28 protein-coding genes, 1 tRNA gene and 1 pseudogene are annotated in these 26190 nt (G+C 38.4%); 24 read left to right on the top strand and 6 right to left on the bottom strand.

Features of this window, described 5'->3' with window-relative positions:
- Positions 1–154 precede the first annotated feature (154 nt).
- The 11 genes and pseudogenes from MKP09_RS20965 to MKP09_RS28425 all read left to right on the top strand — a co-directional run.
- On the top strand, positions 155–1192 hold the full coding sequence (locus tag MKP09_RS20965) for a LacI family DNA-binding transcriptional regulator (RefSeq protein WP_240832223.1): 1038 nt from the start codon (positions 155–157) through the stop codon (positions 1190–1192).
- Positions 1193–1243: 51 nt separating this feature from the next.
- Positions 1244–1315: transfer RNA gene (locus MKP09_RS20960), tRNA-Arg, on the top strand.
- A 260-nt stretch (positions 1316–1575) separates the two neighbouring features.
- Positions 1576–4164, top strand: a complete 2589-nt coding sequence (locus MKP09_RS20955; protein ID WP_240832222.1) for a PAS domain-containing protein — start codon at positions 1576–1578, stop codon at positions 4162–4164.
- A 100-nt stretch (positions 4165–4264) separates the two neighbouring features.
- Positions 4265–4684, top strand: coding sequence for a response regulator transcription factor (locus MKP09_RS20950; RefSeq protein WP_240832221.1), 420 nt, complete (start codon positions 4265–4267; stop codon positions 4682–4684).
- 92 nt (positions 4685–4776) lie between these two features.
- Positions 4777–5403 (top strand): hypothetical protein, encoded by a 627-nt coding sequence (locus tag MKP09_RS20945; protein ID WP_240832220.1) that lies wholly within the window; start codon positions 4777–4779, stop codon positions 5401–5403.
- Positions 5404–5490: 87 nt separating this feature from the next.
- Complete coding sequence (locus MKP09_RS20940) at positions 5491–5790, top strand: winged helix-turn-helix domain-containing protein (RefSeq protein WP_240832219.1); 300 nt, start codon at positions 5491–5493, stop codon at positions 5788–5790.
- A 56-nt stretch (positions 5791–5846) separates the two neighbouring features.
- Entirely contained in the window at positions 5847–6185 is a 339-nt protein-coding gene (locus MKP09_RS20935) for a hypothetical protein (protein WP_240832218.1), read from the top strand.
- A gap of 35 nt (positions 6186–6220) precedes the next feature.
- Positions 6221–7153, top strand: a complete 933-nt coding sequence (locus MKP09_RS20930) for a hypothetical protein (protein ID WP_240832217.1) — start codon at positions 6221–6223, stop codon at positions 7151–7153.
- An 8-nt stretch (positions 7154–7161) separates the two neighbouring features.
- Positions 7162–7464, top strand: coding sequence for a hypothetical protein (locus MKP09_RS20925; protein WP_240832216.1), 303 nt, complete (start codon positions 7162–7164; stop codon positions 7462–7464).
- A gap of 187 nt (positions 7465–7651) precedes the next feature.
- Positions 7652–7966: an HPF/RaiA family ribosome-associated protein gene (locus MKP09_RS20920; protein ID WP_240832215.1), complete on the top strand. Its 315-nt coding sequence runs from the start codon at positions 7652–7654 to the stop codon at positions 7964–7966.
- 31 nt (positions 7967–7997) lie between these two features.
- A pseudogene (locus tag MKP09_RS28425) lies at positions 7998–10368 on the top strand (phosphoketolase family protein); the annotation flags it as partial.
- Positions 10369–10374: 6 nt separating this feature from the next.
- On the opposite strand, the gene MKP09_RS20900 reads toward MKP09_RS28425, so the two are convergent.
- Positions 10375–11097 carry a ThuA domain-containing protein gene (locus MKP09_RS20900; RefSeq protein ID WP_240832211.1) on the bottom strand — a complete coding sequence of 241 codons (723 nt, stop codon included), beginning with the start codon at positions 11095–11097 and terminating at the stop codon, positions 10375–10377.
- Positions 11098–11409: 312 nt separating this feature from the next.
- Between MKP09_RS20900 and MKP09_RS20895 the strand changes: the two genes are divergently transcribed.
- Positions 11410–12048 carry a helix-hairpin-helix domain-containing protein gene (locus tag MKP09_RS20895; protein ID WP_240832210.1) on the top strand — a complete coding sequence of 213 codons (639 nt, stop codon included), beginning with the start codon at positions 11410–11412 and terminating at the stop codon, positions 12046–12048.
- Positions 12049–12156: 108 nt separating this feature from the next.
- Here the strand turns inward: MKP09_RS20895 and MKP09_RS20890 are convergent, their stop codons facing one another.
- The gene (locus MKP09_RS20890; RefSeq protein ID WP_240832209.1) at positions 12157–13176 is read right to left on the bottom strand and encodes a COX15/CtaA family protein; all 1020 of its coding nucleotides are present in this window, start codon (positions 13174–13176) and stop codon (positions 12157–12159) included.
- A gap of 229 nt (positions 13177–13405) precedes the next feature.
- On the opposite strand from MKP09_RS20890, the gene MKP09_RS20885 reads away from it, so the two are divergent.
- From MKP09_RS20885 to MKP09_RS20875, 3 genes are all read left to right on the top strand, one after another.
- Positions 13406–14218, top strand: coding sequence for a M23 family metallopeptidase (locus MKP09_RS20885; RefSeq protein WP_240832208.1), 813 nt, complete (start codon positions 13406–13408; stop codon positions 14216–14218).
- A gap of 15 nt (positions 14219–14233) precedes the next feature.
- On the top strand, positions 14234–14653 hold the full coding sequence (locus tag MKP09_RS20880) for a bactofilin family protein (RefSeq protein ID WP_240832207.1): 420 nt from the start codon (positions 14234–14236) through the stop codon (positions 14651–14653).
- A 136-nt stretch (positions 14654–14789) separates the two neighbouring features.
- Positions 14790–15440, top strand: a complete 651-nt coding sequence (locus MKP09_RS20875) for a tetratricopeptide repeat protein (protein WP_240832206.1) — start codon at positions 14790–14792, stop codon at positions 15438–15440.
- An 80-nt stretch (positions 15441–15520) separates the two neighbouring features.
- Here the strand turns inward: MKP09_RS20875 and MKP09_RS20870 are convergent, their stop codons facing one another.
- Positions 15521–16972, bottom strand: a complete 1452-nt coding sequence (locus tag MKP09_RS20870; protein ID WP_240832205.1) for an Ig-like domain-containing domain — start codon at positions 16970–16972, stop codon at positions 15521–15523.
- 77 nt (positions 16973–17049) lie between these two features.
- Between MKP09_RS20870 and recR the strand changes: the two genes are divergently transcribed.
- The 7 genes from recR (at position 17050) to MKP09_RS20835 (ending at position 22869) form a co-directional block, all read left to right on the top strand.
- On the top strand, positions 17050–17667 hold the full coding sequence (gene recR, locus MKP09_RS20865) for a recombination mediator RecR (RefSeq protein ID WP_240832204.1): 618 nt from the start codon (positions 17050–17052) through the stop codon (positions 17665–17667).
- Between the two features lie 53 nt (positions 17668–17720).
- A complete protein-coding gene (locus MKP09_RS20860) occupies positions 17721–18605 on the top strand; it encodes a lipid A-modifier LpxR family protein (protein WP_317235463.1) in 885 nt (294 codons plus the stop codon).
- A 189-nt stretch (positions 18606–18794) separates the two neighbouring features.
- Positions 18795–19085: a hypothetical protein gene (locus MKP09_RS20855; RefSeq protein ID WP_240832203.1), complete on the top strand. Its 291-nt coding sequence runs from the start codon at positions 18795–18797 to the stop codon at positions 19083–19085.
- Positions 19086–19593: 508 nt separating this feature from the next.
- Positions 19594–20034, top strand: coding sequence for a hypothetical protein (locus tag MKP09_RS20850; protein ID WP_240832202.1), 441 nt, complete (start codon positions 19594–19596; stop codon positions 20032–20034).
- On the top strand, positions 20031–20264 hold the full coding sequence (locus MKP09_RS20845) for a carboxypeptidase-like regulatory domain-containing protein (RefSeq protein WP_240832201.1): 234 nt from the start codon (positions 20031–20033) through the stop codon (positions 20262–20264). Before MKP09_RS20850 ends, MKP09_RS20845 begins: the two co-directional genes overlap by 4 nt.
- Before the next feature lie 59 nt (positions 20265–20323).
- The gene (locus MKP09_RS20840) at positions 20324–22339 is read left to right on the top strand and encodes a TonB-dependent receptor (RefSeq protein WP_240832200.1); all 2016 of its coding nucleotides are present in this window, start codon (positions 20324–20326) and stop codon (positions 22337–22339) included.
- Positions 22309–22869, top strand: coding sequence for a hypothetical protein (locus tag MKP09_RS20835; RefSeq protein WP_240832199.1), 561 nt, complete (start codon positions 22309–22311; stop codon positions 22867–22869). The genes MKP09_RS20840 and MKP09_RS20835 overlap by 31 nt, the downstream gene beginning before the upstream one ends.
- Here the strand turns inward: MKP09_RS20835 and prfA are convergent.
- The 3 genes from prfA to MKP09_RS28420 all read right to left on the bottom strand — a co-directional run bounded on the left by prfA (position 22852) and on the right by MKP09_RS28420 (position 24774).
- The gene (gene prfA / locus MKP09_RS20830) at positions 22852–23916 is read right to left on the bottom strand and encodes a peptide chain release factor 1 (RefSeq protein ID WP_240832198.1); all 1065 of its coding nucleotides are present in this window, start codon (positions 23914–23916) and stop codon (positions 22852–22854) included. The genes MKP09_RS20835 and prfA overlap by 18 nt on opposite strands.
- A 413-nt stretch (positions 23917–24329) precedes the next feature.
- Positions 24330–24533 carry a transposase gene (locus tag MKP09_RS26760; protein ID WP_262915551.1) on the bottom strand — a complete coding sequence of 68 codons (204 nt, stop codon included), beginning with the start codon at positions 24531–24533 and terminating at the stop codon, positions 24330–24332.
- 37 nt (positions 24534–24570) lie between these two features.
- Positions 24571–24774, bottom strand: a complete 204-nt coding sequence (locus tag MKP09_RS28420) for a transposase (protein ID WP_394801111.1) — start codon at positions 24772–24774, stop codon at positions 24571–24573.
- A gap of 197 nt (positions 24775–24971) precedes the next feature.
- Between MKP09_RS28420 and MKP09_RS20820 the strand changes: the two genes are divergently transcribed.
- Positions 24972–25292: a hypothetical protein gene (locus MKP09_RS20820; protein WP_240832197.1), complete on the top strand. Its 321-nt coding sequence runs from the start codon at positions 24972–24974 to the stop codon at positions 25290–25292.
- A 148-nt stretch (positions 25293–25440) separates the two neighbouring features.
- Positions 25441–26121, top strand: a complete 681-nt coding sequence (locus MKP09_RS20815) for an amidohydrolase family protein (RefSeq protein ID WP_317235462.1) — start codon at positions 25441–25443, stop codon at positions 26119–26121.
- Positions 26122–26190 lie beyond the last annotated feature (69 nt).

Genomic DNA, 26190 nt, shown 5'->3' with positions numbered 1-26190 from the left:
TCGGTTGCATTAAAGGGCCGCGCTTGTTCAATCGTTAAGCAATGCTAATCCATTTTAAGTATAAACAAGATGAGACCAGATGGATTTATTTACGCAATCGTTGCCGGTATCGTGTGCATTATCGCTATCTTCGCACGAAAGGTGCAACGCCTATATGAAGTTTGAAGCTGCTACTATAAAAGATATTGCCAAAGCGCTGGGACTATCAACCTCTACCGTATCGCGGGCTTTGAGAGATAGTTACGAAATAAGCGAGGCTACTAAAAAGAAAATAAAGGATTATGCTGCCCAAATTAATTATCGCCCTAACCCGGTAGCTTTAAGCCTGAAAGAGAAAAGAACTCTATCGATCGGCGTATTGGTTTCAGAGATTGCCAATACTTTTTTCAGCCAGGTAATTAACGGCATAGAATCCATCGCTTATAAAAACGGTTACAATGTAATTATTACTCAAAGTAAAGAATCCGTCGAACGGGAAGAAATGATATTGGATTATCTTACTTCCAGATCTATTGACGGACTTATCATTTCAGTTTCAGCAGAAACAAATGACTTTACCAACCTTAAACAACTTCATGAAAAAGGTCTTCCAATAGTATTTTTTGACCGGGTGGTAGAAGAGATCAATACTCATAAGGTTGTTACAGATAACCTGGATGGTGTTTATCGTGCTACGCAACATTTGCTTCAAAATCAATGCAAGCGAATCTCCGTTATTGCAAACAACGCCAATCTTTCCATTACAAAAGAACGTTTAGCAGGATATAAAAAAGCACTTAATGAGTATAAAATGAACATTGACGAATCGCTTATTAAATACTGCGATCACGGCGGACTTATTGTGGAAGAAGTAGAAAAGGTAGTGGACGAACTTCTTACATTGAAGAAGAAACCGGATGCAATGGTGTTGCTTGCAGATAAGATCACAACAGAAACCTTTAGCATTCTGAAAAAGAAAAATATCAATATGCCACAGGATATTGCGGTTATTGGTTTTAATAATTCGAAATACACTTCTCTTTTTAGCCCGGCCTTATCAGTAATCAGCCAGCCAGCATTTGAAATGGGAGAACAAGCCGCGCAACTTCTTTTAAACCTTATAGAAAGCAAGCGGGCTGTTACTGATTTTAAGTTGGAAGCCCTGGCCCCAGAAATTATCATCAGGGAAAGCAGTCAAATTAGCTCCCGTTAAAAAATAAATCTTCATTATATTTGCAGCCCTTCCGGCATGTGTGCCGGAACCGGCCCGGTAGTTCAATGGATAGAATAGGAGTTTCCTAAACTCTAGATACAAGTTCGATTCTTGTCCGGGCTACATTATCGGAAAGGCGAAAATTTCACCTTTCCGATCTTTTCTAGCTTGTGGATTTGCCAGTTACAAATTAAAAATTGAACCATAGGGCAGAAGAATAATACATTTATTTATTAGCATCTCAATTATTTCTCCGTTGTATACAATCTTTTAATGGCAACATATTCTTATATTTAGAAAGACCCTGCAATAACGTTGCGAAATATTTCTACATTTGCTACAAGAAATCGCTCACCCGATACTACAAGTAAGCTTATAGAAAAATGAATGATCTTGCAAATGCGCTCAGTAACCAGGCACTATTAAATATTCTTTTGTTATCGAACGATGCCACTGCAATTTATACTGGTGAGCAATTAACCATACAATGGGTCAATGAAGGAATGCTTACTATTTGGGGGAAGGAGAAAAGCATTCGAGGAACCTGTTTTGAGGATGCTTTGCCGGAAATGAAAGGCCAGCCTTTCACTGAACTGCTTAAAGAGGTTTGGCGAAACGGCGAGGATTACGAAGCAAAAAACAGCCGTGCTGATCTTGTTGTTAATGGAAAATTGCAGCCGTTTTATTTTGATTTCAAGTATAGGGCTATCAAAGATGAAAAGGGTGAGATGTGTTGTATTCTTCACACCGCAACAGAAGTTGGTGATAGGATGAGAGCTTGGGAACTAGTTCAGATGAGGGAAGAAAGCGAACAGCAAATACAGGAAGAACTCATTGCCGTAAATGAAGAATACCAGGTTACCAACGAGCAATTGGAACAAACCTTACTTGCAGTAAAAAACCTGCAAAACCAGTTAAGCCAGCTAGTAACAACAAGTCCGGTGGGAATGACGATTTTGAAAGGACCGGACTTGGTAATTGAGATGGCGAACTCACATATGTTACAGATTTGGAGAAGGACTTATGACCAGGTTATCAATAAAAAACTTTTAACTGTATTTCCAGAACTCGTAGGCCAACCATTTCCTGAAATGCTTCAAAAGGTACTTATCACAGGTACACCCATTATGCTGAAAGAAATAGCCGTATCTATCAAAGATGTGGAAGGCAACACTAAAAACATTTTTGTTGATTTTGCTTATGAACCCCTTCAAGATACAGCAGGCAAAATCATATCGGTAATGGCCACTGTATCAGACATCACTAACATTGTAGATATTAGAACTGAACTGGAAGCAAATGAAAAAGAACTTCATCGTTTAAATGAAGAGCTCGAAGCGTCTAACGAAGAGTATCGGGCCACCAATGAAGAGATATATGCGTTAAATGAAGAATACACGGCCATAAACGAAGCCTTGAATAGATCGAACGAAGAGTTGACTACGGTTAAAACGCAACTCGAAGTTGCTAATAAACTGTTGACCGAATCAAACACGATACTTAATTCTGAAAATGTTGCTTTAACCGAAGCAGAAAGCAAAACGCTCGCTTTATTTGAAGATGCTCCGGTAGCTATTGGTATATTAAGTGGCGAAGAACTCATTATCAGCATTGCTAATAATGAATTACTGAAACTTTGGGGAAAAAGTCCAAAAATTCTTGGTAAGCCACTTGCTACAGCTTTGCCAGAACTTGAAGGCCAGCACTTCCTGAACCTACTTGTCGAAGTTATGCAAACTGGTAAGGCTTATAATGGAAATGATGAAAAGGTCTTTTTGGAGCGTGGCGGCAAATTAGGAACCTATTATTTTAGCTATGTGTACAAGCCGTTAATGAGGGACGGAGGAAAACCTCACTCTGTTATGGTTGTTGCTTACGAAGTTACAACACAGGTTGAAACACGCAAGGCAATTGAGGAAGCCAACGAGCGGTTTGAACTGGCCTTAAATGCAGGACAACTGGGCTCATATGACTTAGACCTAAGAACCGGAAAGATGTTGTGCAGCGAACAATGCAAAATAAATTTTGGCCTATCGCCCGAAGACCGCTTTGATTTTGAAGATTTGATCAACATCATACTTCCTGAATTTAGGGAATATGTTCAGCAAAAAGTAGATGCAGCCGTTGCTCAAAACCATGTTTATGCTGCGGAGTATGAAATACAATGCTCAGATAAATCAAGAAGATGGATACAAGCTACGGGATTACCACGTTATGATCAGGAAGGAAAGGCTGTAAGAATTATTGGTGTAACACAAGACATAAGTAAACGCAAGGCTTACGAACAACGTAAAGATGATTTTTTGGGCATCGCCAGCCATGAGCTTAAAACGCCCATCACAGTGTTAAAGGCTAATCTACAAATGCTAAACAGGCTTCAACATAAGATCACTGACACCATGGCTTTAACGCTCATTAGCAATGCTACCGCAAGCATGGACAAAATTTCAAAACTGATAGAGGATCTGCTTAATATCAATAAACATACTCATGGAAAATTAGAATTGAATAAATCCTTTTTTGACCTGGCGAAACTTCTCAAGAACTGTTGTAATCATATTGTGTTGGAGGGCAAATATGAGTTACACGTTGATGTACCAAATAGCCTACCCGTATTTGCTGATGAGCAGCGTATAGATCAGGTATTAATAAATTTCGTTAATAATGCAGTTAAATATGCTTCTGAGTCAAGAATCATACACCTTACAGCAGAATTGCAGGAATATGAAATCAAGGTTTGTGTAAAAGACTCCGGCAAAGGAATTCCAGAAAATCAGATGCCTCACTTGTTCGATCGTTACTGGCAGGCTAATAGCAGCGATGAAAAATATACCGGCCTCGGTTTAGGCTTATTCATTTGCTCCGAAATTATTACCAGGCATGGGGGCAGGATTGGCGCAAATAGTGAACTTGGAGTGGGCAGTACATTTTGGTTCACTTTACCAATAGTGAAGTCAGAAAGCACATCATAATACGGCAACATTTATTAAATTATTTGCAATTAATGGTGGCTACTTTGCTGATCATTGCAAACTGGCTTGACATTTGTGAAGTGATAAAGTATATTTTCTTATGCGCCTTGAAAGTAAAGTGACTATCCGGCTATTCTATTACTACTCCTTCCAAAAGAATGAAAAAATCTGTATCGTTGAAGATAATCCTGACATCAGTTTTATACTTGATTATTTCTTAAGAGAAGAAGGCTTTGATGTTATAGTATTTGCAACAATTAGAGAATTCAAAAAAGGTATTTTAGTTGAACTTCCCGATCTATTTCTTTTAGACGTAATGCTGCCTGATGGCGATGGGATCACGCTTTGCGAGCAATTAAAGAATGATAAAGCCACATCTACAATACCTGTACTGATCATGTCGGCTCATGCCAGCTTTGATAAAGTGCGCCAAACAACCTGCGCAAATGGATTCATCAACAAACCATTCGATCTCAATGATATGCTGAATATGATCACGGAACAGTTGAGATCTGCCTAAATATTTCTCTATACCTAACAATTTCTAAAAAATTTCTAAAAATGATTATTTAATATATTTTCTCATTAACTTTGCACTTCAAAGTACTTTTAATGAAAGAAGAGCAGGATTATCTAAAGCATATAACTGAGATGCGCTCCATGATGGAACGGTCTTCTAAATTTTTATCATTGTCTGGCCTGGCGGGAATTATGGCCGGTATATACGCTTTGCTTGGTACTTATATTGCGCATCAGTTATTCCGCTTTAATCCTGCACCAATAAGTTATACAAATACCGCAACTACAGAGAGATCAACGGAACTATTTAATGTAATATTGCTGGGCACTGCGGTTTTGGTATTGTCAATAACTACCGCTGTTCTGCTTTCTTTAAAGAATGCGAAAAAGAGAAAAGAGACATTCTGGAACGTTTCAACAAAGCAACTCGTAAGCTACATGTCTGTCCCTCTATTGGCTGGCGGCTTACTTATTTTGATTTGTATTGCCAAAGGTTTAATTGGATTTATCATTCCATTTACGTTGTTGTTTTATGGTTTAGCCTTATACATGGCGGGTAAGTTTACTTATAAAGAAGTGAAAAGCCTGGGGTTAATTCAAATAGGACTAGGACTAATTAGCGCCTGCTTTGAAGAATATGCACTGTTATTATGGGCATTGGGTTTTGGGTTGTTACATATTATTTATGGCATTTATATGCATTACAGGTACGAAAGATAATACTGAGTATGCTCATAAATAGTCCATTTTTTCAGAGTTATTACAGATGTACAGACGGTATAAAGGTGGCTAAATAAAGATTGACGAATGAAAATATCGATAGACGGTTTACATAAGGCATTTGAAAGCAGGGTACGGCTGGGCATTATGTCTGTGTTATCGGTTAATGACAGGGTTGATTTTAATTCGTTGAAAGATTATCTTGATGTTACAGATGGCAATCTGGCAAGTCATTTAAAGGCATTGGAAAATGAAGAATTTATCAACCTGACAAAAACATTTGTTGGAAGGAAACCGAATACACAATATTTTATAACTCCACTCGGGAAAAAAGCATTTAACGATCATCTGAAAACATTGGAACAGCTTATTAAATCGCAAAAATAATTTTTTTATACTTAAACTTTGAAATACAAAGTACTTTTTAAATAAACAAATAGATCATGACACAAAATCAATCACTATCAACAACCTCTTTTATTTCAGCAGCATTAGGCAGAAGAATGTTAATAGGAGCCGTAATTGCCTTCATCCTTATTGCCCTTTTTGTTTCTTCGGTGGATAATCCCAATCCCGCCTGGCCAAGATTATGGGTATTGAAACCCTTGATCATTGTTCCGATTGCCGGTGCCATGGGCGGTGCTTTTTATCATATTATGGATCACCTGCGTCGTCAAATGGGTTTCAATAAATTTATAACTCTCATTATCAGCATTATCGGATCCATCATTGCTTTATGGCTGGGTTCGGTTTTAGGACTGAATGGTACGCTATGGAATTGATCTGGTAAAATATTTAACGCTTCAAACAAAAAATCATGAACAACGAAATACTTACACAGCTTAACAACCCTCATGAACTTGAAAAAATGTACCGCTCTAATAAATCTTCTTTTAAAAAAGAATTCAACGCAACTTATGCTTCCATTTCAGGAAATTCCGTAGCCGACTTCTGGGATGCACGATTGAATTATGAAGGTGACGAAATTGCATGTGGCAGCAAAAAGGAATTAGTTATTATAATTATTGCATCCGTTATTGCGGGGTTCATTGCCAAGCTACCCGCCATTTTTAATATAGATGAAGAGCTTTTTTATACCAGGAATATTGGCTTTATCATCTTCCCGATCTTATCGGCCTATTTCGCATGGAGAAATAAACTGTCAATTGGTAAAATTGTTTTTGTACTTGGTACAACGCTCGCTGGTATTCTTTTTATTAATTTCTTACCAAATGATAAAAATAGCGATACGCTTATTTTATCATGCATTCACCTGCTTATTTTCTTATGGGGGATTCTTGGATTTGCTTTTATTGGCGAAAAGAGAAATGATGCAGAAAAGCGGCTTGGGTTTTTAAAATACAATGGCGACCTGGTCGTTATCACAACGCTTGTGTTAATTGCTGGTGGTATATTAACCGGCATAACAATTGGTCTGTTTTCATTAATTGGCCTTAACATTGAAGAGTTTTATTTTAAGAACATTGCCATTTTTGGGCTTCCTGCCGCACCCATCATTGGCACTTATCTTACGCAGGTTAACCCATCTTTGGTAGGAAAAGTGTCGCCCGTAATTGCTAAAATTTTCAGCCCCTTGGTATTGGTGATGCTGGTCATCTATCTTGTAGCAATTGTCTATTCCGGCAAAGACCCGTATAACGATCGCGAATTTCTGCTCATCTTTAACCTGCTGTTAATAGGTGTAATGGCTATTATCTTTTTTCCATTGCAGGTGCTTCACAGGTTCTGAAAAACACGTTGGAAACCTGGGTACTTTTTCTCTTATCAATTGTTACGATCCTCGTTAATGGCATTGCACTTTCAGCAATTTTATTTCGCATTTCAGAATGGGGCATTACGCCTAACAGAGCAGCAGTACTTGGCAGCAATGTTTTAGTGCTCATCAACCTTTTATTGGTAACGGCTCAATTGTTTAAAATCTTATTCAGAAAAGAAAGCCTGCTGCATGTGGGGAAATCGATCTCCTGGTATTTGCCCGTTTATTTCATTTGGGCCATCGTAGTAACTTTTGTATTCCCGTTTTTATTCGGATTTAAATAACACACTTCACCATTATTCCTACCATCAACCCCTTTTCACGAAGGGGTTTTTCTATAAACCGCTTTAAGCTTTATCAATAATTTATATAAAGTATCAATATAACTATGAAAATTTATAGGTATATTGATTGAACCACAGATTGGTACAATCTTTTATATTAATTCACTAATAAATAAACAGATAACTTATGATTTTTCAAATCAACACAGATCACAACTTAACCGTTAGTCCGGAATATAAAGAAAAAATAGAAGGAATGGTAGAAGGGGAGATTGATCGTTTTATGGAACACATCACTCGTATAGAAATTCATCTTTCAGATCAAAATGCGGATAAAGAAACCGGCGCAGATAAGAGATGCAATATTGAAGCAAGATTTAAAGGTAAACCTCCTATTGCCGTTTCTGAAGATAGCGAGACTTATGACCTGGCTATTAGTGGTGCGGCTTCTAAACTAAAAACCATACTCGAAACGCTTATTGGTAAGGCGAAGACTTATTGATAACGAGAAAAACATCCTCTAATTTTAAACCATGGCAAGTACACCCGAAACCACCAAGCAGGATGAACTTGAAAAAATAGATGCCTATTGGCGGGCGGCCAATTACCTGTCAGTTGGCCAAATTTACCTCCGGGATAACCCGTTATTGCGCGAACCTTTAAAACTGGAACATGTAAAAGAGGTATTACTAGGACATTGGGGTACAACACCGGGACAGAATTTTGTTTATGCCCATCTAAACCGGGCCATAAATAAATATAATCTGGATATGATTTACATATCTGGGCCGGGGCATGGAGGTCCCGCATTGGTCGGTAATACGTATCTTGAAGGGACTTACAGCGAAGTTTATCCTGAAATAACGCAGGACGAAGAAGGCCTGAAAAAATTATTCAAACAATTTTCATTTCCCGGAGGAATACCTAGCCATGTATCGCCCGAATGTCCTGGCTCCATGCATGAAGGTGGTGAACTGGGTTATTCTTTAAGTCATGCTTTTGGTGCAGCTTTTGACAATCCTGATTTGTTTGTAGCTTGTGTGATCGGAGATGGAGAAGCTGAAACCGGACCTCTTGCCACGGCATGGCATTCCAATAAATTTCTTCATCCCGTAAATGATGGTGTGGTGTTGCCAATCTTGCATCTAAACGGGTACAAAATTGCCAATCCAACAATATTCGCGCGCATTGATAAAAAGGAACTTGACAACCTGATGAAAGGATATGGCTGGAAACCTTATTGGGTAGACGGTGATGACCCGGCTTATATGCATAAGCGAATGGATGAGGTGATGGATGAGGTGATCACGGAAATAAAAGCTATTAAAGAAAACGCAGCTGGCAATGAAGCATTTGCACGACCAGTATGGCCGATGATTATTCTTAAATCTCCAAAAGGCTGGACCGGGCCGAAAACAGTAGATAGCTTGCCTATTGAAGGAACATTCAGGTCGCACCAGGTACCGCTCTCCGACCCTGCACATAATAAAGATCATTTGGAGGCTTTAGAGAAATGGCTTAAAAGCTACAGGCCCGAAGAACTATTTGATGAAGAAGGAAAACTTTTGCCATATATAAAAGAAATGGCGCCTAAAGCTAATAAACGGATGGGGGCCAATCCACATACAAACGGCGGACTGGCGCTACGCGACTTACACCTACCTGATTTCCGCAACTATGCGCTTGATGTTCCTGCAAGAAGTAGCACTGGTCCGGGCGACACAAAAATATTAGGTGCTTATATCAGAGATGTTATTAAACTAAACCTTGAGTCAAGAAACTTCAGGGTTTTTGGTCCTGATGAAACATTATCAAACCGCTTGAACAAGGTTTTTGAAATAACGGAGCGGCAGTGGATGGCTGATATAATTGAAGAAGATGAGTTCCTGAAAAAGAAGGCCGCGTATTGGAAGTATTGAGCGAACATCAATGTGAAGGCTGGCTGGAAGGATATGTGCTAACCGGCAGACATGGATTGTTCAATTGTTATGAAGCATTCATACATATAATCGACAGCATGTTCAACCAACATGCAAAGTGGCTGAAGATGACTTCTGAAATCAGTTGGCGTAAAAAATTGCCTTCATTAAACATACTGCTTGCTTCACATGTCTGGCGCCAGGATCATAATGGGTTTACACATCAGGATCCTGGATTTATTGATCATGTAATAAATAAAAAAGCTTCGGTTGTGCGTGTTTATCTGCCGCCTGATGCCAATTGCTTGCTTTCTGTAACGGATCATTGCTTAAAAAGCAGGCACTATGTAAATGTTATTATCGCTGGTAAGCATCCTTCGCCTCAGTGGTTAACAATGGATGAAGCCGTTACACATTGCACAAAAGGTATTGGCATTTGGAAATGGGCCAGTAATGACGAAGGCGCTGAGCCGGATGTAGTAATGGCATGTGCCGGAGATGTACCAAGCCTGGAGACAATTGCAGCAGTATCTATTTTAAGAGAAAAATGCCCGGATATTAAGATACGTGTTGTAAATGTGGTTGACCTGATGCGGTTGCAACCCGCTTCTGAACATCCGCACGGATTGAGTGATACTGATTTTGATGCGTTATTTACAAAAAATAAACCTGTAATATTCGCCTTCCACGGTTACCCCTGGCTGATCCATCGACTTACATATCGCCGAACTAATCATAATAATATACATGTGCGGGGTTATAAGGAAGAGGGAACCATTACAACACCTTTTGATATGACTGTTTTGAACCAGATGGATCGATTCAACCTGGTGCAGGATGTTTTAAACCGCTTGCCGCAACTGGGCGACACGTATCTTATATAAAAGAAGAAATGAAGAACAAGCATATCGAACATAAAAATTACATCAGGAAACATGGTGTTGATATGCCCGAAATCAAAAATTGGAAATGGCAACTTAGTTAAAAACGATTATTTGCCTATTGCATATTTTATGCCGCCCAAAAGATGTTGCAGCAGCAGCGGCTCGTCGTAAGATTCATCTGTGTGTCCCACCCCTGTATAAAATACACGGCCGCCTTCGAAATTATGGTACCAGGCCATAGGATGGAAATCACCATTTTTCCCTCCTTCATAACTTTTTTCATCTAATGTTATCAGCACTTTTATATTTGGATTGATATTTTTAAAATTATACCACTCATCTTTTCTTTCCCATATCTCAGGCAAATGTTTTGTAGCTAAATGCTTTTTGTCCTTTACAATAAGCTTAGCAACTTGCTGCTTAGGATGGCTTTCAAACCAGGCGCCGATCATTTTATTATACCAGGGCCAATCATACTCTGTATCAGTTGCAGCATGTACGCCAACAAACCCACCACCCGACCGGATATATTTTTGAATAGCTGCTTTTTGTGCGTCATTAAAGATCGTCCCCGTAGTACTTAAAAAAATGATAGCTGAATATTGCTTTAAATTATCATCGTTAAACAAAGTAGAATCTTTAGTTGCAACTACCTCAAATCCGTTTTCTTTCCCCAGTTTTTGAACGGCTGCTATTCCTTTCGGAATACTCGAATGATAAAAGCCGTTCGTTTTTGTCATCAAAAGAACTTTGGGAAGAGATGGCTTTATGAAGGCAAGAGATACACAGGCCACAAACAATACAACTAAAACGCTGATCCGGGTAATCATACTATGAATTATTTAGAATGGGTATATAATTCACTAATTTACTGTAAATTATTATTACTAATCCACATTTTTTAAACCATCGATCGCCTGAAACTGAATACTAGTAACACTTTGGCTATATTTGCACCGCAAACTGCAAGTTTTCACATTATTAACGATGAAGCGCAGCATAATTCCAATCCAAAACTTTTGGGTTGGAGGCGATGTATTTATTTACATAAGCTTCGTTAAATCGATCTAAAACAAACAAATTATTGAGAAACGCGGCACAGATACTTTTGCAGCGTTTGTCAAACTACTAAAAACACACGAATGAAAAAGATCACTTTTACGCTACCTGCTGAAGCATTAGGCACTGCTAGTGAAGCCCTGTTACTTGGAGATTTTAACGAATGGAACTTAGATAATGCCATCGGACTTAGCGTACAACCGGATGGCTCTTTAGCCGCTTCTGTTGAACTGGAACCAGGCAAAACTTATGAATACCGTTTTTTATTGAACAATGGTACCTGGATCAATGACTGGAACGCCCAGCAATATATTCACAACCAAAGTTTTGGAGTTGAAAATTCTGCTATTACCGTTCCTGCCGAAATCATCAAAGAAAAAGCTACCCCTAAAGCAAAAGCTATAGCTACAAAAACTGTAACTAAAAAAGCAACTGCCCCCAAAGCCAAAAAAGAAAAAATTGAACCATCAGTAAAAGATGATCTTACTAAAATTGAAGGAATTGGTAACAAAATAACCAAACTTCTGGAAGCGGAAGGCATTACCACTTTTGCTGCATTGGGCAAAGCAACTGGTAAAAAACTGAAAGCTATTTTAGAAACAGCAGGCCCTAAATTTCAATTGCACGACCCTGCTTCATGGCCTAAACAAGCGAAACTGGCAGCAGCTGAAAAATGGGATGAATTGAAAGCTTTGCAGGACAAACTTGTGGCGGGAAAATAAGAGGCAAGCGTACAGTTGACAGATGAAAGTTGGCAGACCTTATTTACTAAGCTTTCCTGTCATACGGTCAACTGTCATCTGTGTTATTTTTTGACTCGCTACACCATTTTATCTTATCCTTTTAGCGCTGTAGAAGTAGGTTACCTCCAGGCAGATCAATAATAAGATGCCTACAAACTGGTGTGTAATAGCCAACCAGATTTTTGATGGCGCCAGATAATTTACCAATGTCAGTACGCCAAGCAAAACCTGTGTCAGCGTAATAATTAGCGGCCAGTTGCGCAATTTATATATGGTCAGACTTTTAATTTGTCTGTATAGCATTGCTGTGTACAAAATAATCAGCGCTGTAATGATATAGGCTAGACCCCGGTGGATGAATTGGATGGCCAGCAAATTGTGAAAGAGGCCGCCATCACTCATATCGGGAGCAAACTGCCCATTAATGCTGGGCCAGGTGATGGCTGATTTTGCCGCATGCGTACCCGCCATAAAAGCACCATAAATTAACTGCACCGTTAAAATAGCTAATAAGAGTAACGTAAAATTTTTAACCACAGGAATGCGCGCCTTTTTAAAATCAGGCACAGATATTTTCATGGCAAACCAAATAACATAAACAAGTAATATCAATGCTGCAATAAAGTGTGTGGCCAGCCTGATATGACTTACATAAACCAGATCGGTTCCCACGCCGCTGGCAACCATGATCCAACCAATTGCACCTTGTAAAGCCCCTAATATAAATAATACGACCATTGGCCACAACATGCTGCGGTCAATCTTTCTTTTATAAATAAAATAAACGAATGGTACAATAAATACAACGCCCATAAACCGGGCCCAGTTGCGGTGCAGCCACTCCCAAAAGTAGATCGATTTAAAATCCTGTAAATCGAAATAATTGTGGATGTATTTATATTGAGCGATCTGTTTATATTTTTCAAAAGCAATCATCCAATCATGCTGGTTCATTGGAGGTAGCGCTCCTAAAATAGGCTTCCATTCTGTTATCGACAAACCGCTTCCGGTAAGCCTTGTAATACCGCCCAGCAACACTTGTATAATGATCATTCCGGCACCGATAAAAAGCCAGATGGCTACGGGCCTGTTCTTTTTCAAATCCATAATGAATGCGAAATTATAACTTACTTGCTAAGCAATAATGCTTTGTCCCTATCAAATTCGTCGTCTGCGTAATTTAATAGATCTAAAACTATTTAAGTTGAATGAATATTATGATTCGGTTAAACCTGAAGCAACAACTTTGTAAAAGATTCACAATTAATATCTTTAACGTAAATTTGAAACACCGAAGTCTTTTTGTTTCAAAACGAACTACTGCAGATTTGACACCATGAAAAAGCAAAGAACATCTATTCTTTTCATAGATACACATAGCACTTCAAGAACGCCATTGCAAGTGCCATCTCATTTGATAAAACACTGGCGTAAATACGTCTTATACGCTTCTATTGTATTTATAGTATTTGGATTGGTCATCGGCTTTTTGATATACCAACAAACAAGTTCTTATTATTCAAAAAAACTAACTTTTGTGCAGCAGCTAAAAATGAAAGCTGATGTTTCTAAAGTTCAGCGATCTTTTAGTGAGATCGATCAATATCTAAATAAAGTAAACAAACTGCTTAAAGCAAAAGGCCTTAAAGAAATTCCTACACAAAATATGGGCGGTGAGGCGCTTGATATAACTGATGTAGACAATGTTACCAGTTATTATGTGAATCAACTGGAAGACCTCGAAAAATCAATATGCGAAATTCCTATTGGTGCGCCACATTCCGGCCCCATAACTTCAAGGTTTGGTTATCGCAGTAATCCTTTTTCAGGTCAGGGTCACGAATTGCATGGAGGTATCGACTTTAAGGGAAATACAGGCGAGCAGGTAAAGTCCACCGCAAAAGGAAAAGTAATTCACGCCGGACGGAAAGGAGGTTACGGTAATTGCGTAATAGTAGCTCATTCACAAAATATAAAAACCCTGTATGGCCATCTTTCGGGTATAAATGTCTCTGTAAACGATAAAATAGAATCAGGCACTGTAATTGGCAAACTGGGAAGCACCGGCAGATCGACAGGGCCACACTTGCATTACGAAATTCACCGGCAAAATAAACGGATTGACCCTTTTGAATATTTAACTTTTTAAAAAACAATATCGAAAATGTTAGGTAAGAAAAGACAGCTGCAAATTGAAGATGCTACAGTATTAAACCAGGAGCCGATCAACAGTATTATTGGCAAAGACCTGATTATAAAAGGTGAACTGCAAGGAGACGGAACCGTTCGCGTTGATGGGCGGGTGGAAGGCAATATTACTTTACAAAGAGGATTAATTGTTGGTGATGGCGCTTTTGTAATTGGCGATGTTAAAACAGAAAACCTGATCGTTTACGGAAAACTGACCGGCAATATTTTTTGTAAAAGCATTCAGATCAAAAGTTCCGGAAATATAAAAGGAGACATACACACTGAAATTATACTGATTGAAACCGGAGGAAAATATAACGGCCAGCTTTATATGCAGGATGAGGTTAATAGCCTGGAAAATTCAATACCGAAAACTTTGCATATAGCAGGTTGATAAATTCCTTGCTTCAGAAATTATCTTACTAATTCTCATAAGGTCATACTCTATTTTGAGTTTTGTTTTACCCGGTCAGTCGTCCTGCGTAAAAGCATAACCTATCTTTGCCTCCCTAAATTTTACATTACATTAAATGAAAGCATATACTTTTATAATAAGATACAGGTTAATTATTGCTATTGTGGTTTTATTGGCTGGCATTTTTACTAATTATGCAGCCAGTTTCTGGCCGGCATTCCCTCTTTACCTGATAGCGGCCATCCTTATTTTCAGTCATTTCTTTTTTGGGCCCTTAAGGCTTATTCAGGAATATATGGAAACCGGCGATATGGATGGTGCTGAAAAAATACTTAACTCTATAAAATACCCTAACCTGTTATATAAACCCATTCGTTCGGTTTATTACACATTGAAAGGGAACATTGCCATGAGCAAGCAGGATTTTGATGGCGCTGAAACAATGATGAAAAAAGGGCTGGACTTAGGCATGCCGATGAAAGAAGCAGAAGGTGCAAGTATGCTGCAAATGGGTATGCTGGCCATGCAAAAAGGGAATAATAAGCAAGGAGAAAGCTATATTCGCCAGGCTATTAGAAAAGGCCTTCCAGATAAAGAAAACGAAGCAGCTGCGTTTTTGCAAATGTGCAGCATCATGATGAATAAGCGTGAATTTCGCGCAGCTAAAGATTTTTATAGAAAAGCTAAAGCCTGCAATCCAACTACACCTCAGATTGTTGATCAGTTAAAAGAAATTGGAAAGTATATTTCCAGAATGCCGGGATAGAGCGTGAGTTGGCAGTTGACAATTGACGATGATTTCATTCACTATTCACTATTCATCATTCACTGCTCATCACTCACTACTCATTTAAGCGGATTTACCGGGAGTCCTCTGCCTTTTTTAAGTTCAAAATCTTCCATTCTATCTGGCCGGACAATCAATTTACGATCAATATCATTAATTAATTCAGGCTGCCGGTGCTCAACGAAAAACTCGCCCGGATCCCATTTGCCGTTTTTATTCTTGTCGTATAATATCTTCATGTCGTACTCGCCGGGGTTATAAAGTTGCAATTCAATAACCCGGTTAGCAGGAATGGGAAAAGCATTTTTGATGGTCTCGCCCTGTGTTATTAGTAATACTGGATTCCTATCCATCTCAATATCGACAAAATTGATCCTAACCTGGCCATAATCCGTTCGTGCTTTCGTTTTAAAAGTTATAGTATCCTTCCTGAATATCTGCCGGTTAAGGCTGTCTGATGCAAACTCTTTTTCGAGCACAAGATTATAGGTTGTGTCTTCCAACCAGGGCAAATTCATGGTTACAATTTTCGCCGTGCTGTCCAAGGTGAACCGATGACCCGTTATCGGCCTGAAAGTACTATCCATGCTAAGGCTCATTTTGGTCGTATCAAAGGTTTTTAGCGGATTATCAAAAGTCATTATAAAAGCCGACAACAAATCTTGTTGACTCGCCTCAAGATTGGTATTAAATTTCAGCCGCTTCTCTTTTTCATCAATTTCCGTTTCCTCATCCATGTCCTCCTCTTTCCTTTTTTCGGGTTCGTAAGCCCACATTCTAACGGGCGCAGGTGGTTCGGGAGCAATGGTTACAACAGAATCGGCAAAGGCAAAAATCTGTTCCCCATTATACATATACATCCCGCTTTCATCTTTCATTGCGTAGAGACGATATTTTCCCGGGGCTAAAAATCTAAAAAAGAAAGTACCTGTGGTATCGACTCTGGCAATGTACCTTGGCCGCTCCTTAACAATAGCGCTATCATCAAGATTATTATATAACATTACCGACAGCGTTGAGTCTGCTTTGCCGGTTTTTGCCATACGCACATTTCCACTCAATTCCATTGAATCAACATAAGTTCCGGTAGAAACCACATACAATAGGTCCTTGCCCTGGTTGCCTTCGTTCAAATCTTTTATCGTGTTAGCAAAATTGTAAACATAGGTTGTATTAGGCTGCAAAGTGTCTTTAATCTTAACGGTTACCGTTCTAAGTTTTCGGGTTACTTCCGGGTTTATTTTGGGGAAAGGAGATATAAGCAGGTTCTTATACGGATCGTTAAGCTCGACATATTCATCAAATTCGATCTTTATTTCTTTTGCATTGAAGTTCAATGTTTGATTTTCAGGAATCACAGAAACAATCACAGGTGGCAAAGAATCTCTCGGACCGCCGGAAGGAGGTACGATACTGGCACAACCCGTTTCTGAAAACAGAAGGGCGATAGCCGAAGCCAATATCAACCCCACAAACAGAATATTTTTAGCACGCATATGAAAAGCAAACATAAAACGTTTTTAGGCAAGATGGAACGCTATTTTGAATTTTTAATTTTCCATTAGCAACCTCATTTTATCTTTGCAGGATGCAATTTTCGTCCGCACTGTTAGAAGCCGCTGTAAATGAATTTTCGCGCCTGCCCGGTATTGGTAAAAAAACCGCCCTGCGGTTAGTATTGCATTTGCTAAAACAGGATGAGAGCCAGGCCACGCAATTCAGCGAGACCATCGCCCGTATGCGAAGTGAAATACGATTTTGCAAAAGATGCTTTAACGTATCCGATGGGGATCTTTGCACTATTTGCAGCAACGCTTACCGGCAACAGCATATCATTTGCGTGGTTGAAAATATACGTGATGTAATTGCAATTGAAAGCACACAACAGTTTAACGGCACTTATCATGTATTGGGTGGCGTAATTTCTCCTTTAGATGGAATTGGTCCCGATCAATTAAATATTGATGCGTTAATAGAGCGAATCGAAAAAGAGAATACAGAAGAATTGGTATTTGCACTTAGCCCTAATATACAAGGCGACACCACAATTTATTATATCCAGAAAAAACTAAATGGCCGCAACATAAACATCACAACCATTGCCCGCGGTATTGCTTTTGGTGGAGAGCTGGAGTATGCTGATGAACTTACATTGGGCCGCAGCTTACAAAACCGGCTGCCAGTAGAAAAATATATGAATAGATAATGGGTTTGTTTGTCCGTTGTCTCATTTGTGTTTCAAAAAGGATTTAGTCTCTTATTTTTGCTAAATCCATTTGTAAACCAGCAGCCATATCTAACAATGCGATACCAGTTTTTGATTTTATTTTCAATACTTACAAGCACTGTCACTGCTGTATCCGGCCAAAAAAACATCAGTTTACAATTGTTTCAGAAAACGATAGTTACATCTCAATAAACAAAGATGGTTACTATAGCAATGGTATAAGGCTTGCTTATCAATGGAGAAAAAACATAGCCGATAGGAAAAGAACCGAAAGGGTCAATAGTATTTATGCCGGTCATAATATTTATAACTCCCGCTTTTCTGCCGAGTCTAAAACCGAAAAACTTGACAGGCCCATAACTGGCTATTTATATGGTGGATTTCAAAAAAGCCTTTATAATAAAAAACAGGATTTGCTTAGATGGGGTGTAAGCGCTGGCGTTATTGGCCCGCCAGCGAGAGGAGCAGAAGTACAAAAACTGGCTCATAAAATAGCAAGAATATATGAGCCTACCTATTGGGATCGGCAGTTAAAAGCAGCGTGGGGATTGAATGCAGATATAGCATGGTCACCACAAATTATAAACAAAACAAAAACATCGAAGTGGGATTTTAAACCATTATTAACTGCAACCGCCGGCACATTGTTTACTAACGCAGCCGCAGGAGGCGCGCTTGTGTATGGCAAGTTCAACAAAAACAGCGCTTCCGCATTTTGGAATAATCACCAGCAAACGTCCAAGGCAGAACGTGAGCTTTTTATATATCTTTTACCAATGGTCTATTTAAAGGCTTACGATGCTACTGTTCAAGGTGGAATGTTTCGTAGAGAAAATGAAAATATTCCGGGTAAACTAAATCCTGTTTTTTTCAAAGTAAGATGGGTGCTACTTATGCATGTAATAAACTTACGGTAGGTATCTCTACCATTTATGAAAACCGACAATCATTAACTCAATTTTCGTCACAGTATTATGGTAGCCTACAAGTAGGATGGATGTGGTAAGCATTAAAACTATTAACCAAAATTTTAACCTTTTTGTAAAGCACTCTATAATCAGTTAACAATTAGAGTATTTATCTTCACAAAACTAAAACCCCAATATTTGAAATTCAAATTATTGCTGCTCGTTTGCCATCTAACCTGGGCCATTGCGTATGGGCAGCCAACCAAGATCTATTTAAGCCCCAAAGCGGCGGGAGGCGCTAACCAATCGCTCTTTATTGATTCCTTAAAACTTTTTCCGCTTGAGGCAAATAAGGACGTTTCTTTTGGAAGCTATACATATCTGATAATAACAAAAGATTATTTCCTTGCTCAAAATTATATCAATAAAGAAATTTTCATCTATGCTAAGGATGGTCGCTTCATAAAAAAATTTCGTACAAAAAAGTAGGAGATCAGGTAAGTACTAAATATGATAAGGCCAAACAACAATTGATCATTTTCTTCCCCAACAAAAACTATTCATTAACAAAAAAGGATCAAATAGCCATAAAAGCCAATTTTTCTGACAAGCGAAACAAAAAATATTATAAAAAATATATCATTGATTTAAAAGACCCACCTTTTCCATTCAAAAATCAGAACCTACTTCTTTCGATGTTTTAGAGGCATACAATTTAAAAGACGATTATTATTGCACTTATGAAATCGCTGTAGATAAGAACTATAAGGATACTACAGATTATGAGGTAAAGATTTACAAAGGCACAAAATTTATTAAGGGTTATTTCCCTTATAACAAACAAAATGAAATTAGATATTTATACGCCCGCTATGTTGGGGCTTCTACCCAGGAAAGCCCTAAGCCCAATGTATTTTATATCAGCAGGCCATATGTAGATACCATATATGCTCTTTTCGACAGCATTGTTACACCGCTTTATCAAATTATACTACCGATGGAAAACAGCCTGCCCAAATCGTTTTTTGAAACAGCTTTCAAAAACAAAACCGAAAGAGAAAATTTTGAAAGAAATAATGGATGGCTGCTGAGGCAAATCCATTTAAGCTACGAAACAGACAGGTATATGCTTTTCAATATATCGTTTTTTTCTAATTATGGACAGTACATCTACGATAAAAAAACAATGGCTTCTTACAACCTCGAAAAAATAAAGCCTGATAGCGCCAGCTATTTTCTGCCCTTATATGAACGATATAATGCAGGTAGAGAACATGAAGGTAAATTCTACAAAATCATAACCGCTGAGCATCTCAAAAAAGTATATGAGCAAAACAAAGGCAAGACAGACCACATGCCCAAAGAGTTACGCGAAAGTTTAAAAGACAGCACCAATCCTAAACCCCTCATTGCTGAGTATACCATTAAAACTAAATGATGAAGCGTATTTTCCTTTCGGTTGCCATTACCTTTTTATTTTATACTTTCTCGATTGCCCAAAGCGGTACCATTACAGGCGTTGTTAAAGACTCACTAACCGGCGTTTTTCTGGAATCGGCGACAGTAAGCATTTTTGGCAAAGACTCTTCTCTGATCAACTATCAACTTACCGATAGCTATGGTTCCTTTCAATTAAGCAAAGTTCCCCTAAAAAAGACATCTTATTAAATGTAACTTATGTTGGGTTTAAAAGCTTTAACAAATCAGTACAGGTAGATTCGAACACATTGAATGTTACTGTTCTTTTAGCACCTTCATTTAATGATTCAAATGTAACTGTTACGGCTCATGTACCTATACGTATGAATGGCGATACATTAGAGATCAATCCTGCGGCTTTTAAGATGGACCCTAATGCTGTAGTTGAAGACCTTTTAACGCAGGTGCCTGGTGTTACCGTTTGGGCTGATGGTTCTATAACGATGAATGGCAGAAAAATTCCAAGTGTATTGGTTGATGGCAAGCCTTTCATGGGTTCGGGTGATGCAAGGCTCGCTACCCAAAACCTGCCTAAAAATGCCATTGATAAAATACAGGTTTATCAGGAAGTGGATCGATCGTTAAAACCTGAAGAGCGAAAGCAGAAGGACTCCTTGCTTACCATGAACATTAAACTAAAAGAAGATAAAAAAACCGGGTACTTTGGAAAAGCAGGCATAGGTTATGGAACAGATCGTTTTGAAAGCGACCTTTCCTTTCAGATGTATAACAAGAAAACTTCCTTTGGGTTTGGCGGTGGTTTTAATAATATTAACAAAAGCGTGAAGAACCTACAGGAAATGTTTCAAAACAATACATATCGGAATTATAATCCGAACCTATATAATGTAGGCAGTTTCGACAAAGACGGGATCAATAAATATCATTCCATAGGTGGTGTGTTTACACATAATTTTATTGAAACCACCAATAGCCGACAGAATGACCGCATTACCGTCAACTATACAAAATCAGGTAGCGAACAATTTCTTACGGATCTTTCTTTACAGAACAGGACAACGGAAGATAACCCACAGTTTATAGAAAATAATTCAGTCTCTAACAATACTAATAACAGCAATGATATTGGTGTTAATTACATTAAAACTAATAGTTATAATGACCAGTTCACAGTAAATGGTACAGCAACTTTCTCAAACAACTCCGGCAATACAAAAAGTACCACAGATATTGAAGATCCATCGGGCAATCCGATAAGTAATAACGACGTAAATAATCGGGAAGACAGCCGCTCGAACGACCAATCATTGTCGGTTGATTATAGAAGTTATAGTCAGGAAGATCCGCTAAAGCAATTTAGTGTTAACCTCAATGTAAATAATAATAACAGCAGTTCTAACCGCTATGTTAATAGCGTGTTTAAATCGTATATCAATAGTGACGACGATACCGCATATAACAGAAATTACAATAACAATAATGCTAACTTAAATCTAAGTGCAAATGCATCTTACGAAGGGCTTAAAAGACTTTTACTGGGACGCTATAATTTGTTTGGCATCTCTTTAAGTTTCGATCAATGGTTTAACTATAATAAGTCTAACAATAAACAAAATGTATTTGATTTCGACACTCTTTCGGGCAACTATATAATCAACAGCAAGCTAACTAATACTAACCTCAATGAAAAAATTGAGTACACGCCATCCTTGCGACTGGGCAAATCTATTTTTAAATGGAAGGATTCCTATTATTATAATTTTTATAGTAACGTAAACATCGTAGAAGATATTAAGCAAGACCGTAACACATCCTCAATCGACATAAGAAATCTTTCCCGTTCATTTGCATTTTTCAGGTACGAAGGAAACCTTGGCTATTACTATCAAAAAAGAGAAAAGCTTTCATATAATGTTAGTGCCAATTATCGCAAAAATTATGGATATCCGGATATTGACCAGCTTTATACTATTACTGACGGTTTGGATGTTTTTAATGTAAGAATAGGGAATCCTAACCTGAAGAATCAGGTAAATCATACCTATTCCATTTACGGGAACTTTAATACCCAAAAGCCTAAATCAAAATATGCCCTAAACGGAAATCTAAACGGATCTTTTCTAAAATCCCTTAACCCGGTTACAGATAGCCTTATAAACGATTCGTCCGGAAAGAGATTTTATTATTATATAAACGCTCCCGAAAGCCGCTCATTTAACATGAGCTATAACTTAAACCTCACCCGCAACCTCAAAAAAGTAATATTCAGCTTATGTACAATGGCTCTTACAATAATGGAATGAGGCCTATTTATATTGATAATATATATTCTCAAACCAATACCATTGGCATCAATAACAGCATCAATCTTCAATTAGCATTAAGGTCATTGGTGATTTTTAAAATTGGGAAAACATACAATAATTATAAATCAGATCAGTCAGCCGCCGGGCTTACGTCTTTTAAAAACTATACAGACATTTCCAGGTTCGGGCTTACAGTAAACCTTCCTAAAAGCTACACCATTAGCACTACATTCGATCATACGAAAAACAACAACCTCGACAAACCTATCATACTATGGAATGCATTTGCCACTTGTCGATTCTTAAAAAATCAACAGGCAGAAGTTAAGTTTTCGGCAATGGATATATTAAAGCAGTTTCAAAATATTTCCAATTCAGCTGATCAATTTGGCACCACAACCCGTATCACTAACGGGTTACAGCAATATTTTATGCTTACGCTTTCCTACTATCCCAGAAAATTTGGGAAGGCAGAAGTTAAAAAAGAGTGGTTGAGCAAGTGTGGTAAATTACTCCTGCTTGGTTAATTTTTCTGAATTTTCAGCAAACTGTAATGCATCAATGAACTCCTTCAACTCTCCGTTCATTACTGCATCAAGGTTATATGCTGTAAAATTAATACGGTGGTCCGTAACACGTCCCTGCGGATAATTATAAGTTCTAATCTTCGCACTTCTATCGCCACTGCTTACAAGGCTTTTACGATGACGCGAAATCTCTTCCTCCTGTTTACGCACCTGCTCTTCATACAGTTTGGTACGCAAAGTTTGCATCGCCTTTTCGCGGTTGCCCAACTGCGTACGTTCTGTCTGACAAATAACTACCGTACCCGTTGGAATATGGGTTAACATCACCTTCGTTTCCACCTTGTTTACATTCTGCCCACCAGCACCACCGCTTCGCGAGGTTTCCATTTTCACATCGGCCTCACGCAGTTCAAAATCAATTTCTTCCGCTTCCGGCATTACAGCAACTGTAGCTGCAGAAGTATGTACACGGCCCTGAGTTTCCGTATCGGGCACCCTTTGCACACGATGCACGCCACTTTCAAATTTTAATGTTCCGTATACATCATCGCCCGTTACTTCTAATTGCACCTCTTTATAACCACCTGCCGTTCCTTCGCTCTCACTTAATAGCGCTATCTTAAATCCATGTTTTTCGCAATACTTCATGTACATGCGTAATAAATCACCAGCAAAAATACTCGCCTCGTCACCTCCGGTTCCTGCACGAATTTCCATGATCGCATTTTTCTCATCCTGCGGATCTTTTGGAATTAATAATTGACGAATAGCCGCCTCCATACTTTCTTTACGCTCCTGCTGATCAGCCGTTTCCAGCTTTGCCAACTCACGCAACTCCTCATCGTCGCCATTCAGCGCCTCTCTGTTAAAATCTATATCGTCTAATAATCGCTTGTAATCATTATAAGCAACCACAATTTTCTCAAGGCCACGGTACTCCTTACTTGTAGCGGCAAATTTTTTATTGTCGCTCACAATCTCAGGATTGCTTAATGCCACACCCAACTGATCGTATTTTGCTTTTATAGCTTCGAGTTTATCTAACATGTTAATCGCTTATTTTTATTAGCCGGGCTGGAGCATATGTGGCAACGAAATTGCGTCGCACTCTTCATCGTTCCGATTATCGATCATCACCATCCGGCGAAAGCGGCTGCAAATCTACCTTTTTCCACCAATTTTATTGGTGGCCATTTTTATTGAAGTCCTTCGGACTTCGTCATCTCCATAAAAAAATGACTATCTGGAATTTGGTTCAAATAATAATAAAAGAAGGATATGCTTGGCTCTCTTGAAACCGCTTCAATCCTTTGCGGTAAATTTTGCCGCAAAGGATTGAAGGACAAAAAAATAAAACCCAAAGACGGATATGCATTAAAAAACTCATTCTTGAATTACGAAGTCCGAAGGACTTCAATTATAATAGCCGGGAGTTCAACTCCCGGATCATGAATTCAGAATCAAAGAAGAAATTTCTCATCAAAATCAATTTTATGTTCACTAAGCAAGCGCTTATATTCTTCATCAAATCCTTCATGCTTGTGGTGTTCTTTTTGGTTTTTAATATAATTGCTGATTCTTTCTTTGTCTTTTATGGAATAGGTGAATGCGCCGTAGCTTTCTTGCCAGGCTTCAAACAAGGGAAACAGACCGGTTTGTTTCATCCATAGATTACTTGATATCTTAATATCTTTTATCAAATTAGCTAAAGAAAATGCTTGGATGGATATCTGTAAGAATATGAATGTGATTTTCTACGCCATTAATCCTATAAAGCACACTTCTTTTGTTTTTAATAACGTTCCAAATGTATTTGTACAATGCGTCGCAATGTTCTTCAGGAATAGTTGCATGCCTATATTTAGTTGCAAATACAATATGATATAATATCTGGCGATAGCTCATATAGTTAGCAGGTTGGTTGTTTAAAAGTACAAAAAATTAATATTGAAATGATTGTTAAAGTCCTTCGGTCTTTGTTAAAAAATATGTGCCTGGAATTGCGAAGTCCGAAGGACTTCAACTATAATGGCCGGGAGTCAAACTCCCGGATCATTAGATCATTTTTCGTTCATCCAAATAAAAAATATAATATTGTCCTGATGGCATATATCAAGTTACAGGCAGATCAAATTTTTGACGGCTATCTTTTCCACGAAAACAAAGTTTTAGTGCTACAGTCAGATGGAACTGTGGAAGAAATCATTGCTATCGAAGATGCCGGGGGTGATGCGCAAAAAATTCCAGGTATTTTATCGCCGGGGTTTATTAATTGCCATTGCCATCTTGAGTTAAGTCATCTAAAAGATCAAATAGCTGAAAACACAGGCCTGGCGGGCTTTGTTAGGCAGGTTGTACAAAAAGAAATTTTTCAGAAGAGATCATCTTCAATGCTATCAACGCGGCTGAAACAGAAATGTTAGAAAACGGCATTATAGCTGTCGGCGACATTTGTAACACTACGCACACGCTTACTCAGAAACGGCAAAACAAATTATATTATCACAATTTTATCGAGGCCATGGGTTTTAACCCTGCCGTTGCCGATCAAAATTTTTCTTTGTACAAAAAATATACAATCAATTTATACAAGAACGTTTACCACAACAGGTTTCTATTACGCCACATGCGCCTTATTCTGTTTCTGATCCATTATGGAAAAAAATAGTAGCACATAATAGCAACGGCCTGCTTTCGATCCATAATCAGGAAACGGAAGATGAAACCCTTTGGTTTACGCAAAAAACCGGAGGTTTTGTTGATATGTTCAAAGGGATGGGACTAAATACAGACAGTTTCATTGCCTCAGGTAAAAGTAGTTTGCAAACTTATCTATCAAAATTCCCGATCGATATTCAATTGTTATTGGTTCATAATGTTTTTACAATGGAAGAAGATATTGTATTTAGCAAACAATCAAAACAGCCTTTATTTTGGTGTTTTTGCCCAAATGCCAATTATTTTATTAGCCGGTTATTGCCAGATCTTCCTATGTTTTTGAAAGCTGGTGCTGATATAGTTTTGGGAACAGACAGCCTCGCATCAAACCGTCAGTTAAGCATTTGGGAAGAAATCCAAACACTTCAAAAAGCGTTTCCCGAAATTCAGTTACAACAATTTTTGCAATGGGCTACCATTAACGGCGCCAAAGCCCTAAAGATTGATACACAATATGGCTCTTTTGAAAAAGGAAAGAGGCCCGGAGTTGTTAATATTAAAGACGGGAACGCCAATCATTTTGCCCTCATTTAATAATACATTACCCAAAAACGTCATTTTTTGATTTGGTAAAGCTATAGCCAAAGCAGAACTTTGCAGCCC

It is taken from the genome of Paraniabella ginsengisoli, assembly GCF_022513635.1.
GTDB classification, from domain to species: Bacteria; Bacteroidota; Bacteroidia; order Chitinophagales; family Chitinophagaceae; genus Niabella; species Niabella ginsengisoli.
This window is presented reverse-complemented; position numbering and strand designations above follow the sequence as displayed.

What these genes read in the sequence shown, in the direction of transcription:
- MKP09_RS20885 (WP_240832208.1), top strand. Translation starts at nt 13,406, where the DNA reads ATGAAAAAGCAAAGAACATCTATTCTTTTCATAGATACACATAGCACT.
- MKP09_RS20835 (WP_240832199.1), top strand. Translation starts at nt 22,309, where the DNA reads ATGTACAATGGCTCTTACAATAATGGAATGAGGCCTATTTATATTGAT.
- MKP09_RS20900 (WP_240832211.1), bottom strand. Translation starts at nt 11,097, where the DNA reads ATGATTACCCGGATCAGCGTTTTAGTTGTATTGTTTGTGGCCTGTGTA.
- recR (WP_240832204.1), top strand. Translation starts at nt 17,050, where the DNA reads ATGCAATTTTCGTCCGCACTGTTAGAAGCCGCTGTAAATGAATTTTCG.
- MKP09_RS20870 (WP_240832205.1), bottom strand. Translation starts at nt 16,972, where the DNA reads ATGTTTGCTTTTCATATGCGTGCTAAAAATATTCTGTTTGTGGGGTTG.
- MKP09_RS20930 (WP_240832217.1), top strand. Translation starts at nt 6,221, where the DNA reads ATGAACAACGAAATACTTACACAGCTTAACAACCCTCATGAACTTGAA.
- MKP09_RS26760 (WP_262915551.1), bottom strand. Translation starts at nt 24,533, where the DNA reads ATGAAACAAACCGGTCTGTTTCCCTTGTTTGAAGCCTGGCAAGAAAGC.
- MKP09_RS20920 (WP_240832215.1), top strand. Translation starts at nt 7,652, where the DNA reads ATGATTTTTCAAATCAACACAGATCACAACTTAACCGTTAGTCCGGAA.
- MKP09_RS20940 (WP_240832219.1), top strand. Translation starts at nt 5,491, where the DNA reads ATGAAAATATCGATAGACGGTTTACATAAGGCATTTGAAAGCAGGGTA.
- MKP09_RS20950 (WP_240832221.1), top strand. Translation starts at nt 4,265, where the DNA reads ATGCGCCTTGAAAGTAAAGTGACTATCCGGCTATTCTATTACTACTCC.
- MKP09_RS20945 (WP_240832220.1), top strand. Translation starts at nt 4,777, where the DNA reads ATGAAAGAAGAGCAGGATTATCTAAAGCATATAACTGAGATGCGCTCC.
- MKP09_RS20875 (WP_240832206.1), top strand. Translation starts at nt 14,790, where the DNA reads ATGAAAGCATATACTTTTATAATAAGATACAGGTTAATTATTGCTATT.
- MKP09_RS20955 (WP_240832222.1), top strand. Translation starts at nt 1,576, where the DNA reads ATGAATGATCTTGCAAATGCGCTCAGTAACCAGGCACTATTAAATATT.
- MKP09_RS20880 (WP_240832207.1), top strand. Translation starts at nt 14,234, where the DNA reads ATGTTAGGTAAGAAAAGACAGCTGCAAATTGAAGATGCTACAGTATTA.
- MKP09_RS28420 (WP_394801111.1), bottom strand. Translation starts at nt 24,774, where the DNA reads ATGAGCTATCGCCAGATATTATATCATATTGTATTTGCAACTAAATAT.
- MKP09_RS20820 (WP_240832197.1), top strand. Translation starts at nt 24,972, where the DNA reads ATGGCATATATCAAGTTACAGGCAGATCAAATTTTTGACGGCTATCTT.
- MKP09_RS20845 (WP_240832201.1), top strand. Translation starts at nt 20,031, where the DNA reads ATGATGAAGCGTATTTTCCTTTCGGTTGCCATTACCTTTTTATTTTAT.
- MKP09_RS20895 (WP_240832210.1), top strand. Translation starts at nt 11,410, where the DNA reads ATGAAAAAGATCACTTTTACGCTACCTGCTGAAGCATTAGGCACTGCT.
- MKP09_RS20850 (WP_240832202.1), top strand. Translation starts at nt 19,594, where the DNA reads ATGGAAAACAGCCTGCCCAAATCGTTTTTTGAAACAGCTTTCAAAAAC.
- prfA (WP_240832198.1), bottom strand. Translation starts at nt 23,916, where the DNA reads ATGTTAGATAAACTCGAAGCTATAAAAGCAAAATACGATCAGTTGGGT.
- MKP09_RS20965 (WP_240832223.1), top strand. Translation starts at nt 155, where the DNA reads ATGAAGTTTGAAGCTGCTACTATAAAAGATATTGCCAAAGCGCTGGGA.
- MKP09_RS20890 (WP_240832209.1), bottom strand. Translation starts at nt 13,176, where the DNA reads ATGGATTTGAAAAAGAACAGGCCCGTAGCCATCTGGCTTTTTATCGGT.
- MKP09_RS20935 (WP_240832218.1), top strand. Translation starts at nt 5,847, where the DNA reads ATGACACAAAATCAATCACTATCAACAACCTCTTTTATTTCAGCAGCA.